Source organism: Nitratidesulfovibrio termitidis HI1 (assembly GCF_000504305.1).
Classification (GTDB): domain Bacteria; phylum Desulfobacterota; class Desulfovibrionia; order Desulfovibrionales; family Desulfovibrionaceae; genus Cupidesulfovibrio; species Cupidesulfovibrio termitidis.
On sequence record NZ_KI632512.1, the window covers coordinates 579,186 to 596,168 of the forward strand.

The following is a 16,983-nucleotide window of genomic DNA, read 5'->3' on the forward strand; positions in this document are numbered from 1 at the left end:
CGACCCAGCACGCGTACGTTCATTTTCCGGTGGCGGCTTCGTCGCCGCCAAGCGGCTCGTAACGGAACACCAGCCCCAGCCCGGCAATCCCCTGCGCGTCGGGCGGCCCGGTCTGAACGGAGCTTGTCTGGGCGGCAGTTGTCGGCGTAGCCACGGCCCCGTCAGCGGCCACATTCGCGGCCACGTCAGCAGACGGCGAACCCTTCGCCGCGCTCTTGCCCTTCCCCTTGCGGGCGGGCTTGGCGGGCGCGGCTGCCGCTTCCGGCGCGGCCACGTCCACGATGGCGGTGCCGCCCTTGCGCAGCTTGCCGAACAAGACCTCGCGGGCCAGTTCGTCTTCCAGCGCGGTGCGGATCACCCGGCGCAGCGGGCGCGCCCCGAAGGCAGGCTCAAAGCCCTTTTCGGCCAGGCGCGCGCGGGCCGCCGGGGTCAGTTCCAGACGCACGCGGCGGTCCTTCAGCCCGGCTCCCAGTTCCAGCACGAACTTGTCCACGATGCGCTCCATGACCGGGGTGGTCAGCCCGGCAAAGGGGATCATGGCGTCCAGCCGGTTGCGGAATTCCGGGCTGAACATGTTCTCCACGGCCTTGCGCCCCTTGCCCGCCACGTCTTCCTGCGCGGTGGCCCCGAATCCGATGGACGGCGCGCTCATTTCGCGCACGCCCGCGTTGGAGGTCATGATCAGCACCACGTTGCGGAAGTCCGCCTTGCGCCCGGTGTTGTCGGTGAGCGTGGCGTAGTCCATGACCTGCAGCAGGATGTTGAAGATATCCGGATGGGCCTTTTCGATTTCGTCCAGCAGCAGCACGGTGTACGGCTGCTTGCGGATGGCCTCGGTCAGCAGGCCGCCCTGGTCGAAGCCCACGTAGCCGGGGGGCGCGCCGATAAGCCGCGACACGGAATGCTTCTCCATGTACTCGCTCATGTCGTAGCGCACGAAGCCGATGCCCATGACCTCTGCCAGGCGGCGGGCCAGTTCGGTCTTGCCCACCCCGGTGGGGCCGTAGAACAGGAAGCTGCCGGTGGGCCGGTCCTCGCGGCCAAGCCCCGCCCGCGCGCGCAGGATGGCTCGCGACAGGATGCCCACGGCCGCGTCCTGTCCGAACACCACGTTGCGCAGGTCTTCATCAAGGGTGCGCAGGCGGTCGCGGTCGCTGGACGACACCGTGCGCGACGGTATCTGCGCCATGCGCGCCACCACCTTTTCCACGTCCTTCACGCCGATGGATGCATCGGATGCCGACGCCGCGCGGGCCCCGCGCCGCAGCCGGGCCGCCGCGCCCGCCTCGTCCAGCACGTCGATGGCCTTGTCCGGCAGCAGCCGCTCGGTAATGTACCGGGCGGAAAGCTCCACCGCCGCGCGCAGGGCGGGCAGGGTGTAGCGCACCTTGTGGTGGTCCTCGTAGTAGGGGCGCAACCCCTTCAGGATGTCCACGCATTCGTCCTGCGAGGGTTCCTGCACGTCGATCTTCTGGAACCGGCGCGACAGGGCGCGGTCCTTCTCGAAATGGTTGCGGTATTCCTCGTAAGTGGTGGACCCGATGCAGCGGATGCTGCCGTCGGCCAGCACGGGCTTGAGGATGTTGGAGGCATCCATGGAGCCGCCGCTGGTGGAACCGGCACCCACGATGGTGTGGATTTCGTCGATGAACAGGATGGCCCCCGGCACCTTGCCGAGGTCGGTGATGACGCCCTTCAACCGCTGCTCGAAGTCGCCACGGTACTTGGTGCCCGCCAGCAGCGCGCCCATGTCCAGGGCGAAGATGCGCACGTCGCGGAATTCCTCGGGCACGTCGCCGCCCGCCACGCGCAGGGCCAGCCCTTCGGCGATGGCGGTCTTGCCCACGCCGGGGTCGCCCACGTACAGCGGGTTGTTCTTGCGCCGCCGGGCCAGCACCTGAATGGTCCGTTCCAGTTCCCCGGCCCTACCGATAAGCGGGTCGATGCGGCCATCGCGGGCACGGGCGGTAAGGTCCACGGTGAATTTTTCCAGCGCGTCGGTGCGCGGCGAATCGGGCGCGCCCTCCTCGCCCTCGGCGTCGCCGGGGCCGTCCCCCTCGCCGCCCTCGGGCATGCCGTGCGAAATGTGCTGCAGCACGTCCAGCCGGGTCACCCCCTGCGATTTCAGGAAATAGGTGGCGTAGGCGTCGTCTTCTTCGAAGATGGCGGCCAGCACGTCGCCGATTTCCACGGCGGCCTTGCCCGCCGACTGCATGTGGCGGATGGCCCGCTGCAGCACGCGCTGCACGCCCAGGGTCTGGACGACCTCTGTAGGGGTGTCGGCGGGCAGCGGTTCCAGATGGGTGGCGAAAAAGGTTTCCAGGCGCAGGCGCAGGGCCTTCACGTCCACCCCGACGGATTCGAGGATGGACTTGCCCGCGTCCTCGCCGGTGATGGCGTAGAGCAGATGCTCCAGCGTCAGGAATTCGTGGTTGCGCGTCCGCACGTCGTTGACGGCGGCGGTAAGCGCTGCTTCAAGGCGTCTTCCGATCATGTGTCATACCTCTTCGAGGGTGCAGCGCAGTGGATAGCCTTCGCGCCGGGCGCGGGCATGCACGAGGGCGACCTTGGTTTCGGCCACCTCTGCCGTGTACACGCCGCATTCGCCGACGCCCTTCTCGTGGACGGCCAGCATGATGCGCGTCGCCTCGTCGGGTGTTCTGCGAAACACCTCGACCAGGATCGACACCACGAACTCCATGGTCGTGTAGTCGTCGTTGTGCAGCAGCACCCGGAACATCCGGGGCTCGCGCACCTCGTCCTCGATGAGGATCTCGGTGTCCCTGCCGCCATCGGGCAAGCCCGATGGGCCAGCGGGTTCTGAAGGGCCTGCCATGCACGCCGGAATGGCGGGGAAACGCTGGGTGTCGGAATGGGTGCTCATGGGTGCTCGTTTCGCTGTTTCCGGGTGGCCGCCAGTGTCCGCGCCCCGGCATGTGCCATCGCTGTCCGGCAATGCCGACGTGGCCGCGCGGGCCGGGCACGGCGGCACGCTCTTATACTAACATCGCGCCGCCCGCTGTCGAGGGGCTTGCGGTCACACAGGGCAAGACCGCAAGGCCGAATGATCGTGACCTTTTTCAGGCGGGGCCGGATCGCGCCCCATTGCGCCCCATTGCGCCCCATTGCACGGGGTCACACCGGATGGCTCCGGATCACTCCGCGCCAAAGGTGCCTGCCCCGCCCCCGCCGTTGCCGAAAACCACCCGGCGCGCGGCGGCAAGCCCTGTCGCGTCGAACGTGAAATCCTCTGACGGGGGCAGCCCTTGCGACGCCCGCCACTGGCGGTTCAGATCGTGATACGTTGCGGTGGATGCGCGCGCCCTGTCAAGGCCAAGCCTGTCGGCCACTGCCAGAATGGCCTCGCGGTCGCCCTCCAGTTCCGCCACGGGGCCAAAGGGCATGGTGTCGAGGCAGACGTGCACCCCGGCCATGCGCCACACCTCGCGCACCTTGTCGTAGCCGAAGGCCACGCCGTACCCCAGGCCCGTCAGCACCTGGTGCATGGCGTCCGCATCGGCCACGCCGGTCTGCACCTCGTCCCACACCTTCACGTCGGCGGGGATGGAGGCATGCGCTGCGTCCGGCGGCTTTTTCATGGTCAGCACCGCGGCGTGCAGGTCCGGTCCGGTCTTGGTGCGCAGGCGCAGCAAGGTATTTGCCGCGCGCAGTTCGCGCCCCGGCGTGTCGTACACCCGATTGCATTCCAGATATGGCGAACCGCCGATGGCCCCCAGCGCTTGCAATGCGCCGCGAAGCGCGGCAAGGTCCGCCTCGGGGAACTTGATTTCGATTTCCAGTGCCATGTGAACTCCATGGACCGCGTCCCCGCCATCCCGCATTCCCGCTGCCATCGCGGCAGCACGTGGAAGACGGAGACGAGGCACGGCCGGGCGCCGCCCCGTGCGGCGCGAAAGAGGGCCTTTTCGTGCAGAAGATCGTCTTGCTGGGCCTTGCGGGCGCCCTGGGCAGCCTGAGCCGTTACGGCCTGGCCGGGCTTGTGCAGCGGGCCGCGCCCGGTTCCTTTCCGCTCGGCACCTTCGTTGTGAACATCCTGGGCTGCCTGCTGTTCGGGTTTGTCTGGGGATTCTGCGAGCAGCGCATCTCCCTGCCTCCGGACGTGCGCACCATCGTGCTGACCGGCTTCATGGGGGCGTTCACCACCTTTTCCACCTTTACCTTCGAAAGTCTGGGCCTTCTGGAGGCCGGGCAGTGGGGGGCCTTTGCCCTGTACGCGGGCGGCCAGCTGCTGCTGGGCCTGGCCCTGGTGTGGCTGGGCCTTGGCGCCGGACGGCTGGTGTAGGACACCGGACGACTGGTCCGAGACACCGGACGGCCACTCTGGGCCAGCTCCACGCCCTGCCCGCCCATGGAAAAACGGCATTGCATCCGCAACCGGAAGGAGCACGCCATGCGCATCATTTCTGGCGACGCCCTGCGTCTGCGCATCTACACCGGCGAACGCGACACCCACAAGGGCCGCGCCCTGCACGACGTCATTCTGGAATCGGCCCGGCGCGAAGGACTGGCGGGCGGCACGGTATTCCGTGGGCTGGCGGGCTTTGGCGCCAACAGCGTGGTGCACACCGCGCGGGTGCTGCGCCTGTCCGAAGACCTGCCCATCGTGATCGAAATCATCGATGACGCCCCCAAGATAGAGGCATTCCTGCCCCGCGTCGAGGAACTGCTGTCCGAGGGCCTGGTTACCGTGGACCCGGTGCGAGTGCTGCTGTACCGCCACGGCCCCGGCAAGGAAACGCGCCGGGACAAACAGACAGGGCAGACAGGGCAGACAGGTCAGGCGGGACAGGGCAACGACAGCCGGGGCAGCGGCAGGCAGGGCATCTAGCACGCTCCACGCCCCATATCCCGCATCCGCATCACGGATGCAGAAACGGCAGGACCGCCAAGGCGGCCCTGCCGTACGCATTTCATGCGGGCTCGCGCCCCGCGTCCTACCCGGCGGCGGGCAACAGCGCGGCGCGAATGGCCTCTATGCCGGTCTTGTCCACGTACTTGGACACCCGCAGGCGTTTGCCGGAGTTTTCGCGGTACAGGGCCATGAAGCGCTGCACCAGGTCCAGCGCCGCCTCGCGGGTCAGGTCTTCGGCCAGCACGTCGCCGATGCGCGGGTGCCCGCCGGAATTGCCGCCCACGATCACCGTCCAGCCGCGCTTGGTGCCCACCAGCCCCACGTCGCGCAGGTAGCTTTCGCCGCAGCACATGGGGCAGCCGGACACGCCGAACTTGACCTTGGCCGGGAAGGGCTGTTCCGCCAGCGTCTGTTCGATCTCGATGCCGAGCCCCAGCGAATCCTGAAGCCCCAGCTTACAGACCGCAGTGCCGGGGCAGGCCTGCACGTAATGCACGCACAGTTCCACGGCGCGGCCCACATCCATGCGCAGGTCTTCCCAGATGGGTTCCACCTGCTCCGCCGTCATGCCCACCAGGGCAAGGCGCTGACCGGAGGTAATCTTGATGATGGGGATGGCGTACTTGCGCGCCACGCGGGAAATGGCGTCCAGGATTTCGGGCGACAGCATGCCGCAGGGGGTGCGGGGCACGATGGCGTAGGTCTGCTTGTCGCGCTGGAGAATGGCGCCTCTCGGTTCCGGCGTGCCGGTATCAGTCATGTCCGATGCTCCTTGGTCCGTATGCGTTGTCGTTGAGGGGAACATGGCGACCACCCCGGGGAAAGCCCCGTGGCAATCGCCACATGCGTTGCGTGTACCGATGTGCGGGGGCCTGCGGTCCGATCGCCGTCATCGGGATCAGCAGGCCCGGATGATGGCCGGGGCGATTTCCATCAGGGAAACCACCTTGCGCACGCCGCCCAGCTTGATGGCCTCCTGCGGCATGCCGAAGACCACACAACTGGCCTCGTCCTGGGCAATGGTGTGCGCGCCCACGTCGAACAGTTCCTTCATGCCCGCCGCGCCGTCGTCGCCCATGCCGGTCATGATGGCGGCCACGGCGTTGCGCCCGGCGTACCGGGCGGCGGAACGGAACAGCACGTCCACGGATGGCCGGTGCCTGCGCACCAGCGGGCCTTCGCGCACCTCGACATAGTAGCGCGAGCCGTTGCGTTTCAGCAGCATGTGCAGGTTGCCGGGCGCGATGAGCACCTGGCCGCGCCGCATGGCATCGCCGTCCTGCGCTTCCTTTACCGTTACCCGGCAGATGACGTTGAGCCGGTTGGCAAAGGCGGCGGTGAAGTGTTCCGGCATGTGCTGCACGATGGCGATGGGCGGGCAGTCGGCGGGCAGCGCCTCCAGCACCACGCGCAGGGCCTCCGTGCCACCGGTCGATGCGCCGATGACCACCACCTTCTCGGTCTGCTGCACCGTTGTGGTCAGCGGGGTGGCGGCGGGCAGCACCGCATCGGCGGAAAGCTTGGGCGGCACCCCGGCGGCCAGCGGGCTGAGTTTGCGCAGTCTGGCCCGGGCGGCGGCCTTCAGCGCATCGCAGATGCGGATGCTGGATTCCTCCAGAAACCGCTTGGTGCCCATGCGCGGCTTCTGGATGACCTCCACTGCGCCGTATTCCATGGCCTTGAAAGTGGCCTCGGCCCCCTGCTCCGTCACCGACGAACAGATCACCACCGGAATGGGGTGCTGAGTCATGATCTTGCGCAGGAAGGTGATGCCGTCCATGCGCGGCATCTCCACGTCCAGCAGGATCACGTCCGGGGCCACCGTTTCCATGCGCTTGGCCGCCACGAAGGGGTCGGATGCGGTGCCGATGAGTTCCAGTTCCTCGTCGCTGGCGACGATGTCGGCCAGGGTCTGGCGGACCAGGGCCGAATCGTCCACCACCAGTACCTTGATGCGGCGGGCGGTCATCGCGTCCTCCGGTAGACGGTGGGCGCCACCTGTTCAAGCGGCAACGCCATGCCGGTAAGACTTTCGGAGTGGCCGATGAACAGGTGCCCGCCGGGACGCAGGCACTGGCAGAACCGGCTGAACAGCCCTTCCTGCGTGGGCTTGTCGAAGTAGATGATCACGTTGCGGCAGAAAATGATGTCCATGGGCTCGGAAAAGCTGAAGGGATCCATGAAGTTCAGCCGCTCGAAGCGCACGGCGGAGCGCAACTCCGGCCCGATGCGCACCAGGCGGCGCGTACGGTCGCGGCTGCGCAGCAGGTAGCGCTTGCGGAACTGGTCCGGCACGTTGTGCACCCGCTCCTCGTCGTACACGGCGCGCACGGCCTGTTGCAGCGCCCGTGACGAAATGTCCGTGGCCAGGATGGAAAAGCTGAAGCCGGGGGTGCGTTCCTCGTAGTCGCGCAGCACCATGGCCAGGGTGTAGGGCTCCATGCCGATGGAACAGCCCGCGCTCCATACCCGCAGGGGGCGCGAAGCGCGCAGGCGCGCTGCCTCGCCCGTCCAGCCGGGCAGCAAGGTGGAGGTCAGATAGTCGAAATGGCGCGGCTCGCGGAAGAATTCCGTGGTGTTGGTGGTCACCACGTCGATGAAGTTGCGCAACTCCTCGGCAACGCCCTTTTCCGTGAACAGATAGTCCACGTACTGGTCGTAGCTGGCCATGCCCAGCACGCGCAGCCGTTTTTGCAGGCGCGCCTCCAGCATCACCCGCTTGGAGCCGGGCAGCTTGATGCCCACCTGTTCGTAAACGAAGCGGCTCATGCGGTCGAACAGCTTCTGCGACATGGGGCCGGGGCGGGCACAGCCTGGGGGCAGGGCCGGACCGTCACTGCGGGTGGAGTTCATGCACCGCCCCCGTGCGACGCCACCGGAACGCGCTGCCCCCGCTGGGGCTGGTCCGCCGCAAGCTGCACCAGGCCGGGCACGTCCAGGATCAGGGCCATGCTGCCGTCGCCCTTGATGGTGGCGCCGGAAATGCCCGGCACATCCTTGTAGATGCGGCCCAGGCTCTTGATGACCGTCTGGTGCTCGCCCACCACGCAGTCCACCACCAGACCGAACCGGCTGCCCTGCGCATCGACCACCACCACCTGCTCGATGGCGGGCGCGGGGCCGGACGAGGCGAACAGCTCGCGCAGGCGGATGTAGGGCACGATTTCCCCGCGCAGGTTGATGATGCGCTGCCTGCCCTCGGCCGCGCTGGGGGTGGCGTGTTCCGCGCATTCTTCCACGTGGTTCAGCGGAATGACGTACGATTCGCCGCCCACCAGCACCTGCAGCCCGTCGATGATGGCCAGGGTCAGCGGCAGGCGGATGGTCAGGGTGGTGCCCTTGCCCACCGCGCTGTCCAGTTCAATGCGGCCGCGCAGCGCCTCGATGGAACGCTTCACCACGTCCATGCCCACGCCCCGGCCGGAAACGTTGGTGACCTTTTCCGCCGTGGAAAAGCCGGCGGCGAAGATAAGCTCGATGGCCTCGCGCGCCGGCAGGTCCGCATCAGGGGCGATAACGCCGCGCTTGCGGGCAAGGTCCATGACCCGTACCGGGTCGATGCCCGCGCCGTCGTCGGCGATGGTGATCAGCACCTCGCCCCCGGCATGGGCCGCCGAAAGGGTTACCGTGCCGGTGCGCGGCTTGCCCGCGGCGGCGCGCACGTCGGGCGATTCCACCCCGTGGTCCAGGCTGTTGCGCAGGCAGTGCACCAGCGGGTCGCCCAGGCGTTCTATGACGGTCTTGTCCAGTTCCGTCTCGCCGCCCAGGGTCACCAGTTCCACGTCCTTGCCCAGTTCCGCCGAAAGATCGCGCACCAGGCGGCGGAACTTGCTGAACGTGGTGCCGATGGGCAGCATGCGGATGCCAAGGGTGGTGTCGCGCAGTTCGTCGCTGAGGCGCTCCAGTTCCTCCACCAGCCCCAGCAGGCCGGGGTCGCTGCGCAGATGCGCCGCCTGCGAAAGCTGCGCCTGCACGATGACCAGTTCGCCCACCAGGTCCACCAGAAAGTCCAGCTTGGACGCGGCAACCCGGATGCTGGCCCCGGAGTCCTCGCGTACGGAAGATTCCTTGTCGCGCGTCTGGCGGATGGCCCGCATGGCCTGCTGCTCGGCCAGCGCGGCGTCCACCTTCTCGGCCTCCACCACGCCCGCGTCGGACAGCAGCCTGCCCAGGGGGCGCTGTTCGTCCAGCACGCGGTGCAGGTCGTCGGCGCTGACGTCCCCGCGTTCGATCAGGATTTCGCCCAGCCGCTTGTAGGCGGCATCATCCACGATGCGCGCATCGTCCACCAGGCGGATGTCGATGTCCGCGTCATCCTCCACGAACAGGAACACGTCGCGAATGGCGGCCTCGTCCGACTCGGTGGAAAGCAGCACGTCCCACCACACGTGGCAGAGTTCGGGCTGCAATTCGTCAAGGCCGGGCACTTCGCTGAAGTGCGGGAACACCTGCGCTCCGCCCAGGTCGCGGAGTTCGTCCAGCAGGGACAAGGGATTGGCGCCGCTGAAAAGAATCGGCGGCGCGGGGCGAAAGCGCACCCGCCAGGTGCGGGCGCAGGGGGGGCACGGCGCTTCCGGTTCCGCCGGGCATTCACCGTCGGCGGCGTCGTGCGGCGAGGCATCGGCGGCAGTGACGGCTGCGGGCACCAGCGCCCGCAACGAGGCGGTGATGGCGGCGGCGTGCGTCAGGTCCGGGGCGTCGCCGGTGACCGCGCAGTGCAGCAGTTGGGCGATGTGGTCGCGCGAGGCCAGGGTCAGGTCCAGCAACTGGCGCGTGACGGGCACCTCGCCGTTGCGCACCCGGTCGAACACCGTTTCCACGTCGTGGGTGAAGTGGGCGATGTCGTCAAAGCCGAACATGGCCCCGGAGCCCTTGATGGTATGCATGGCCCGGAACACACGCGCCACCAGGTCGCGGTCATCGGGCTGCGCCTCCAGTTCCAGCAAGGCCGTTTCCAGCTCCGCCAGCAGGTCCTGCGCCTCTTCGATGAAGGCTGCCCTGTTTGCGTCTTCCTGCGATTGCATGCGGTACTTCCTTGTCCGGCCCGCCTGATCATGCCGGGCACGCTGATTCCGCCAATTCCGTCAATACCAGGGGGCCCCGGTTCCGGGAATCCGGCCCGCCCTTGATCGTGTTGCCAGAAGGACAAACGGGGCGCGTTGAAGGGGCACACCCAGCCTGTGCGGGGTTTCGAGACCTGGTGAATTGCCAGGCTGGTGGGCCGGTTGCCCCCGGCTTTCCCGTTCAGCCTTGCGTACCCAACCGGTGTTCCGGTGGCCCGTCGATGCGCCCGGCCGGACCTAGCCGAGCACCTTCTTGACCACGGCCAGCAACTGTTCCGGCTGAAACGGCTTGACGATCCACCCCGTGGCCCCGGCGGCCTTGCCTTCCTGCTTGCGCGTGGCCTGCGATTCGGTGGTCAGCATGACGACCGGGATGAACTTGTACGCGGGGTTGGCGCGAATCTGCCGGATCAGCTCTATGCCATCCATGTTGGGCATGTTCAGGTCGGTGATCACCATCTTGATGGGGCCGGAGAGCTTGCTCACCGCATCCTTGCCGTCCTTGGCCTCGATGACTTCATACCCGGCGTTGCGCAGGGTGAAGCCTACCATCTGCCGGATGCTCGCCGAATCGTCCACCGTCATGATGAGCTTGCTCATGAGATCCCTCGTGCTCGAATGTTCGGAGTTGGCGGTTCAGCGCCGGGCATGGCTGACGGCGACATCTCCTGGCCGGTGTCGGCCTGTCGGTCGCGTCAGGCCACATGGGCCACATGGGCCGTCTGGTCCGGATGAGCCTGATGGTCACCGGGCCGGTCATGCGTCCGGCGAGCATCGCGGAGGGTGCCGCGATGCCGTGTTTTCAGAAAAGTTCCACGTTGTCGCCGTAGCCGTCCCCGCTTCCGTCGGCGGCAGCGTCTTGCGCCGCATGACCGCCGCCCAGCACGCGGCCATGCAGCACCCGTTCCTGCTCCATGGTATAGCGGTCACGCATGGCGGCCAGGCGGTGCGATGCAGCCGCCCGCGCCGAGGCAGGCACCCGTTCCCGCAGCATGTCCGCCGTCTCGCCCATGTCGTCGGCGGCCCCGGAAAGTCCGGCCACCACCTGCGCGTCGAAATCCAGCCCCTTCACCGCATGGTCCACTTGGTCGGCCAGTTCCGTGCAGGCCAGTCCCACACTGGCGAACAGCCGCGCGGCCTCGCCGTTCACTTCGCGCAGGCCACGGGTAAGCCCTTCCAGTTCCTCGGAAATTTCGGATACTCGCGAGGAGTCGAGATAGGCGGTGGCGTAGGTCTTGAGTTGCCCGGCCACACCGTCCACCTCGCGCAGCAGGGTGGCCAGGGCCGTGGTGCTTTCGCCCGCGTCCTGCGACAGCCGCTGGATGGACGAGGCCAGCACCCCCAGGGCCTTGCCCTTTTCACCGGTATGTGCGGCGCGGATGCTGGCGTTGAGCGCAATGAGCTCTATCTCGTCGCCGACGTCTTCTATGTCTTCAAGAAAGGCGCTCATCTGCGCCACCATCTCGGCCACCTCGACCATGACGTGGCCCATGCGCTCGCCCTGCTCGGCCAGCGACAGCATGCGCGTGGCGATTTCCGACACGCTGCTCTCCATGTGGTCGAGAACGGCAGTGCCCCCGCAGCCTTCGCCCAGGCACGTTTCGTCCGAAAACCCGCCAGTCCGCTGGCCCACCCCGCGCACGCTGGCGGCAATGGCCGTCAGTTCGCGCCGCAAGGTGGAAACGGCATCGGAAAAACTGCCCCGGGCGTTTTCCAACTGGGCCTGCTGCAAGGCGCAGATGTCCGCAGCCACGGCCAGTTCCACGGCCAGGGCCTCGTCGGCTGGGGGTTCGTCCGAAGTGCCGGGGGTGCTGGCGGAAGAATTGGCGGGGGAACCTTCCAGACCCGCGCGGGCGTCGGCCAGGGCTTCCTCCACGTGTTCCACCTGCTGGCGCACGATGTCGTGAAATTGCAGGGATCCTATGATGTGTCCCATGGAAACGGCAATGTCCGCCGTGTGGCCGCGCACGTCTTCCGAGGCCTTGCGGCTGCCCTCGGCCACTTCGTGCAGGGTGTCCATGTTGTCACGGATGGAGCCGAACACCGAATAGGCGCATTCACGCTGCATCTCGTGCATCTCGCGGGTGCTGGCCTCCGCCTTTTCGGCCAGGGTGTCCAGCGTCTTGGCCTGCTGCATGATGCGATCGGAATATTCGACGATCTTGTAGCCCAGCTTTTCCACATCGTCGGCAAGGGTGCTGAAGCCGCGCCCGTCGGAGCCCAGGCGGGCGCTTTCGATGCGCGTGGAAATGCCCAGCATCTGCAGGGTGCGCACCACGCGGGCGTAGTCGCGTATGGATTTGGAAAGTTCGTGCACCAGTTCGCGGGCGCGGGCCAGCATGGCGACGTCTTTGGCATCATCGTCCACGTGGCAGAGGGTCTGCATGGCGTCCAGTTCCGCCACCAGTTCTTCCAGAATATGGCGTACGGTGTCGCCCGAGGCGATGTGGTTCAGCTTCTGGCTGTCCGCGGCGATATCCTGCACCCGCATGGCCACGTCCTGCAATTCCGCGCCAAGGGCAAGAAAGTCGTCTTCGCGCCGCTGCACCAGCAGGGCAAGCCCGCTGCCCACACGATCAAGCCGCTCCCGCACCTCGCGCGCCAGCGCCGTGTATTCCTGCATCTGCGTCCCGTCTCCAGTGGTTCTGCATCCCCGCGATGCCCGGACTGTCGCGGCATCAAACCCGCCGCACCAAAGTACCCTGCCGTGTCATGGTCCCTGCCCTGCGGCGTTGCTGCGCGCCGCCGCAGCCCTCCCGGCCGTCTTTCTTTCCCCCGGGCAGCCGGATTGCGCCATCCCGGCGCGCGCCCGTGCCGCCCGCCGTCCTGCCCGTGCGCACAGGCAAGGGCATCAGCAAATGTATGGTACCGCACCGCCCATCGTGTTTAAAGTATAAAATGGGGAAGCCCCCGCGAGAAAACGTCCCCTTTCCGTCAATGGACATTGCGCGCTCAGTCCAGAAAGCGGATTTCCGCTCGTGCCACATGTTCGCTCTGCGGGGTCAGCCTGACATCGACCTTCCGCTTCATGAAGTCCGCCGCACCAAGGATGATGCCCTCGAAATACTCGAACAGCGCGCGTGAGGATCGATAGGTCATCACAAGGGTGTTCCCCTTGTCCTCATAGGTGAACGCTGGTGGATTGATGCCGGGATAGTCCTTGGTGAGCTGCTTGTGCAGTGCATCCATGCCCAGGTACAGTTCCTTCAGGTCGTTGGTCTTGAAGTAGCGGCGGTACATCCTGTAGAAACCATCCATGGTGTAACGTCCCAGCTTGCGGAACACTTCCCTGGTCGAATCGCCCGTGATGCGCGAAAGCTCGTGGGCCATCTGCTTCAGCACCTGGTCCGGGTAGTTGGCGGTGGCCAGAAACACGGGGTTGCCCATGGCCTCCAGCATCTTGGCCACCACATCGCGCCCGTAGTTGCCCACGGCGAATTCCTGCATCAGCTTGGGCAGCACCCCGCGCATCTGCCCCTGCGACTTCCACAGCTTGGTCGCGTCCACCTTGGCCTCGCTGAAGCGCACGGCCAGGGTCAGCAGTTCCTGTGAAAGCCCGGCCAGATACCGTGTGGCCGCAGAGGCCTGCACCGCGCCCGTTTCCGATTCACCGGCCACCGTGGCGATGGCCTCCACCGCGCCGGTGACTTCCTCTGCCGAGGCGGATTGCTGCTCCGCCGCCGTGGCAATCTGGGCCACCCGCTCCACCATGTCCTGTATGCGCGCAGTGATGCGGCTGATGGACTGCCCGGCTTCATTGGAAAGACGCGTGCTTTCGGTCACCTGCCCGCCCGTAACCTGCATGGACTGCATGGCGTCGTGCGAACGCTGCTGAATGGTGCGCACGGCCTGTTCCACTTCCTTGGTGGCGGACATGGTCTTTTCGGCCAGCTTGCGCACCTCGTCGGCCACCACGGCAAAACCGCGCCCGGCGTCCCCGGCGCGGGCCGCTTCGATGGCCGCGTTCAGCGCCAGCAGGTTGGTCTGGTCGGCGATGTCGTTGATCACCCCGATGATGCGGCCGATCTCGCCCGCCTGACCGTCCAGCTGGTTCAGTTCCGTGGCCAGCCGGTCGGCCGATTCGGCCACGGCGTTGATGCCTTCCACGGCGCGCTGCACCAGTGTCGCGCCCGCCGTGGCATCGTCGCGGGCGCCCTGGGCGGCGTCGGAGGTGGCCGATGCGTTGCGCGCCACCTCCAGCACGGTGTTGCGCATCTGCTCCATGGCCGTGGCCACCGACGCGGCCTGCTCCTTCTGACGTGCCGCCCCCCGTGCCTGCTCGTCGGACGAGGCGGAAAGTTCTTCGGAAGCGGACGCCACCCGCTGGGCCAGCCCGCTGATATCGGCCCCCGTGGCCAGCAGTTCCTGCTGGCGCAATTCCAGGGCCGAACATTCGCGCCGCGAGTCACTGTGGTCGAACAAGGTCACCACCGCACCGGTCACGATGCCGTCGGCATCCACCAGGGATTCGGAAAGCACCTGCAACGACAGGGGTACCCCGGACGGGGTGGCCAGTTCCACGTCGCGGTGCATGGAAGTGGTGGGGAGCACGGGCATGAAATCCAGCGCGGCTTTTGCGGACCCGTTATTCCCCGCGCCCCCCGCAAGTGCCTCGGCCGGGGTGCGCCCGACCATCCGTTCCTCCGACAGTCCCGCCAGGGTGACCACCCCCTTGCTGACCCTGGCGATGCGGCCCGAGGCATCCAGCAGCAACACCGGAGCGGTCATGACGTCGAAGGCCGTATGCAGTTGAGTGGTATCCGCCTCCAGCCGGGCTGCGGCCTCCAAAGCCGGGTGAGGGGCCACATCCCGGGCGCGCATGTCGTCCCGCACCCGCACCGGCCCCAGCGCTGCCAGTTCGGTTCTCAGCCGCTCCAGCGACGATGCGGTGGCACGCATCGCGTAGGCAATGACCCCGGCGGTCAGTGCAAGACCGCCGCACAAGGCGATGCCGGACCACGCGACGCCGCCCGGAAGCGCAAGACCGGCGGCGAGAAGGCTCAATGCGGCACCAAGTGCGGCCAGGACAATGGGAAAGGGCGAACGCGAGTTTTCCATGGCAGTCTCCGGGGCGGTGATGTTGTTCCGGGAAGCAGAGCCGAATGTACCGTGTTACCCGGCCCAAGCAAGCGGGATTTCCAGATTATCATGCGAAGGCCCGGGATAGCCCCGCCCTGGTCCCTGTCCGGGCAGGACGCGACAGGGGCATGGGGGCCCGGCCTGCGCCAGCCCGGTCCAGAATCCAAGCCCGATGTCAGGGCCCGGCATCTGGGCCAGACATCTGGCAAACATCTGGGCCAGAAGTCTGGGTCGGACGTCAGGACCGGACGCCTGGGCCGAACAGCGTCCCATCAGACCGCCGCAACACCGTTGAAGATCGGTACGGCGTACGGGCACACCCGGCCTATCGGCAGGAACTGCCGAAACACAGGGGGAAAACAACGGCGGCGCCGCAACGGACGCACCATGGCAGAGCGTGGCGGTATTGCGGAAGAACGCTGCAACAGCTGAGGGAAAGGGGGGGAGAGAGAGGGAAAGAACCGGCGGGCAAGCGGACGTGGGCGGCAAGGCAGGGGCCTTGCCGCGCGCCTAGACGCCGTCTTCGGACTCGGAATCGGCGGGGTCGCCGAAGCCGGACGGGGTGCCCCCGCCTTGCGCGCGTGATCCATGCCCGGCCGGGTCGGCGTACGCGGGGCGCTTGGCGCGTCGGAACAGCGCATCCTGCAAGGCGGCCACGGTGGGCACGCCGTGCGCATGATCATCGGCGGGATGCAGGATGGGCGTATAGCCCAGCCTGCGGGCCTGGTCGCGGCGGATGGAATGGGCGGCCACCGGGCGCACTTGCCCGTTGAGATCGACCTCGCCCCAGAACACGGCCCGCCCGGGCAGGGGCAGATCGTAGAACGACGACAGCACGGCGGCCACCAGCCCCAGGTCCATGCCGGGATCCTGCAACTTCATGCCGCCGCCGATCTTGGCGTAGATGTCCACCTGCCCGAAGTTGAGGCGCAGCCGCTTTTCCAGCACCGCCAGCAGCAGGTGCAGCCGGTTGACGTCGAACCCCAGCCCCGTGCGGCGCGGAATGGCCAGATAGCTGCGGGTGACCAGGGCCTGCACCTCAACGGCAAGGGGACGCTGCCCGTCCACGGCCATGACCAGCGCGGTGCCCGACAGGGCCGGGTCGCGCGCGCCGAGGAAGAAGGTGGAAGGGTCTTCCACCACCTCCATGCCCTGCTCCACCATGCGGAAGACCAGCAGTTCCTGATTGGGGCCAAAACGGTTCTTGAGCACCCGCAGCAGGCGGAACATCTGCCGCCGGTCGCCTTCGATGGAAATGACCGTGTCCACCAGGTGTTCCAGCAGGCGTGGCCCGGCCAGTGCGCCGTCCTTGGTCACGTGGCCCACCAGCAGCACGGTGGTGCCGCTGCGCTTGCAGGCCTCCACGATTTCCGTGGACACGGCGCGCACCTGGCTGACGTTGCCGGGCAGCCCCTCTGCCCTGTCGGAACTGACGGTCTGCACGGAATCGACGATGAGCAGCGCCGGGGCTTCGGGGCCTTCGAGATGGGGCAGGACATCGTCCAGCCTGGTGGTGGCAACGGCCATCAGTTCGTCGTGCAGCACGCCAAGGCGGGCGGCGCGGGCCTTCAACTGGGGCAGCGATTCCTCGCCCGAAAGATACAGCACGCCGCGTCCGGCGGCGGCAACGGCCCCGGCTACCTGCAACAGCAGCGTGGACTTGCCGATGCCCGGCTCGCCCCCCACAAGGATGGCCGCACCCGGCACAAGGCCCTTGCCCAGCACGCGGTCCAGCGCATCCAGGCCGCTGCCGAAGGGTTCGGCGCCGTGGTCGGCCACGTCCTTCAGCGCCTGGGCCCTGCCCTGCGGCCCTGCGGACGACGCGCCGGGGCGTGCCCCGGCCTTGCCCTCGCGCGGGGCCATGGTCAGTTCAAGGGTGTTCCATTCCTTGCAGGCGGGGCACTGGCCGCGCCATTGCGGCGCGCGCGCCCCGCAGGCGGTGCAGACGTAGGTTTCGCGCAGCTTCAC

The 16,983-nt window shown here is 67.4% G+C and carries 13 protein-coding genes; 2 read left to right on the forward strand and 11 right to left on the reverse strand.

The annotated features are described in order from the left end of the window. Positions 1-19: 19 nt before the first annotated feature. From clpA to DESTE_RS02600, 3 genes are all read right to left on the reverse strand, one after another. A complete protein-coding gene (gene clpA, locus DESTE_RS02590; RefSeq protein ID WP_035064685.1) occupies positions 20-2,494 on the reverse strand; it encodes an ATP-dependent Clp protease ATP-binding subunit ClpA in 2,475 nt (824 codons plus the stop codon). Positions 2,495-2,497: 3 nt separating this feature from the next. Beyond that, on the reverse strand, positions 2,498-2,800 hold the full coding sequence (locus tag DESTE_RS02595; protein ID WP_035069479.1) for an ATP-dependent Clp protease adaptor ClpS: 303 nt from the start codon (positions 2,798-2,800) through the stop codon (positions 2,498-2,500). A 355-nt stretch (positions 2,801-3,155) separates the two neighbouring features. Beyond that, the gene (locus tag DESTE_RS02600; protein WP_035064688.1) at positions 3,156-3,806 is read right to left on the reverse strand and encodes a class IV adenylate cyclase; all 651 of its coding nucleotides are present in this window, start codon (positions 3,804-3,806) and stop codon (positions 3,156-3,158) included. 122 nt (positions 3,807-3,928) lie between these two features. Between DESTE_RS02600 and crcB the strand changes: the two genes are divergently transcribed. Then, entirely contained in the window at positions 3,929-4,303 is a 375-nt protein-coding gene (gene crcB / locus DESTE_RS02605) for a fluoride efflux transporter CrcB (RefSeq protein WP_035069482.1), read from the forward strand. Between the two features lie 108 nt (positions 4,304-4,411). Then, positions 4,412-4,849, forward strand: coding sequence for a DUF190 domain-containing protein (locus DESTE_RS02610; RefSeq protein ID WP_245590704.1), 438 nt, complete (start codon positions 4,412-4,414; stop codon positions 4,847-4,849). Positions 4,850-4,955: 106 nt separating this feature from the next. On the opposite strand, the gene DESTE_RS02615 is transcribed toward DESTE_RS02610, so the two are convergent. The 8 genes from DESTE_RS02615 to radA all read right to left on the reverse strand — a co-directional run bounded on the left by DESTE_RS02615 (position 4,956) and on the right by radA (position 16,983). Further along, positions 4,956-5,633, reverse strand: coding sequence for a nitrite/sulfite reductase domain-containing protein (locus DESTE_RS02615; protein ID WP_035064690.1), 678 nt, complete (start codon positions 5,631-5,633; stop codon positions 4,956-4,958). 138 nt (positions 5,634-5,771) lie between these two features. Then, positions 5,772-6,842: a protein-glutamate methylesterase/protein-glutamine glutaminase gene (locus DESTE_RS02620; RefSeq protein ID WP_035064692.1), complete on the reverse strand. Its 1,071-nt coding sequence runs from the start codon at positions 6,840-6,842 to the stop codon at positions 5,772-5,774. Then, entirely contained in the window at positions 6,839-7,726 is an 888-nt protein-coding gene (locus DESTE_RS02625; RefSeq protein WP_051384267.1) for a CheR family methyltransferase, read from the reverse strand. Before DESTE_RS02625 ends, DESTE_RS02620 begins: the two co-directional genes overlap by 4 nt. Further along, entirely contained in the window at positions 7,723-9,897 is a 2,175-nt protein-coding gene (locus DESTE_RS02630) for a chemotaxis protein CheA (protein ID WP_035064695.1), read from the reverse strand. Before DESTE_RS02630 ends, DESTE_RS02625 begins: the two co-directional genes overlap by 4 nt. A gap of 276 nt (positions 9,898-10,173) precedes the next feature. After that, on the reverse strand, positions 10,174-10,536 hold the full coding sequence (locus DESTE_RS02635) for a response regulator (protein ID WP_012611617.1): 363 nt from the start codon (positions 10,534-10,536) through the stop codon (positions 10,174-10,176). Between the two features lie 202 nt (positions 10,537-10,738). After that, positions 10,739-12,559 (reverse strand): methyl-accepting chemotaxis protein, encoded by a 1,821-nt coding sequence (locus DESTE_RS02640; RefSeq protein WP_035064698.1) that lies wholly within the window; start codon positions 12,557-12,559, stop codon positions 10,739-10,741. A gap of 329 nt (positions 12,560-12,888) precedes the next feature. Then, positions 12,889-14,994 (reverse strand): methyl-accepting chemotaxis protein, encoded by a 2,106-nt coding sequence (locus tag DESTE_RS02645; protein WP_035064701.1) that lies wholly within the window; start codon positions 14,992-14,994, stop codon positions 12,889-12,891. A 531-nt stretch (positions 14,995-15,525) separates the two neighbouring features. Further along, entirely contained in the window at positions 15,526-16,983 is a 1,458-nt protein-coding gene (gene radA / locus DESTE_RS02650; RefSeq protein ID WP_035064705.1) for a DNA repair protein RadA, read from the reverse strand.

Coding starts and splice junctions, on each gene's coding strand:
- clpA (WP_035064685.1), bottom strand. CDS start 2,494: ATGATCGGAAGACGCCTTGAAGCAGCGCTTACCGCCGCCGTCAACGAC.
- DESTE_RS02600 (WP_035064688.1), bottom strand. CDS start 3,806: ATGGCACTGGAAATCGAAATCAAGTTCCCCGAGGCGGACCTTGCCGCG.
- DESTE_RS02610 (WP_245590704.1), top strand. CDS start 4,412: ATGCGCATCATTTCTGGCGACGCCCTGCGTCTGCGCATCTACACCGGC.
- DESTE_RS02615 (WP_035064690.1), bottom strand. CDS start 5,633: ATGACTGATACCGGCACGCCGGAACCGAGAGGCGCCATTCTCCAGCGC.
- DESTE_RS02620 (WP_035064692.1), bottom strand. CDS start 6,842: ATGACCGCCCGCCGCATCAAGGTACTGGTGGTGGACGATTCGGCCCTG.
- DESTE_RS02625 (WP_051384267.1), bottom strand. CDS start 7,726: ATGAACTCCACCCGCAGTGACGGTCCGGCCCTGCCCCCAGGCTGTGCC.
- DESTE_RS02630 (WP_035064695.1), bottom strand. CDS start 9,897: ATGCAATCGCAGGAAGACGCAAACAGGGCAGCCTTCATCGAAGAGGCG.
- DESTE_RS02635 (WP_012611617.1), bottom strand. CDS start 10,536: ATGAGCAAGCTCATCATGACGGTGGACGATTCGGCGAGCATCCGGCAG.
- DESTE_RS02640 (WP_035064698.1), bottom strand. CDS start 12,559: ATGCAGGAATACACGGCGCTGGCGCGCGAGGTGCGGGAGCGGCTTGAT.
- DESTE_RS02645 (WP_035064701.1), bottom strand. CDS start 14,994: ATGGAAAACTCGCGTTCGCCCTTTCCCATTGTCCTGGCCGCACTTGGT.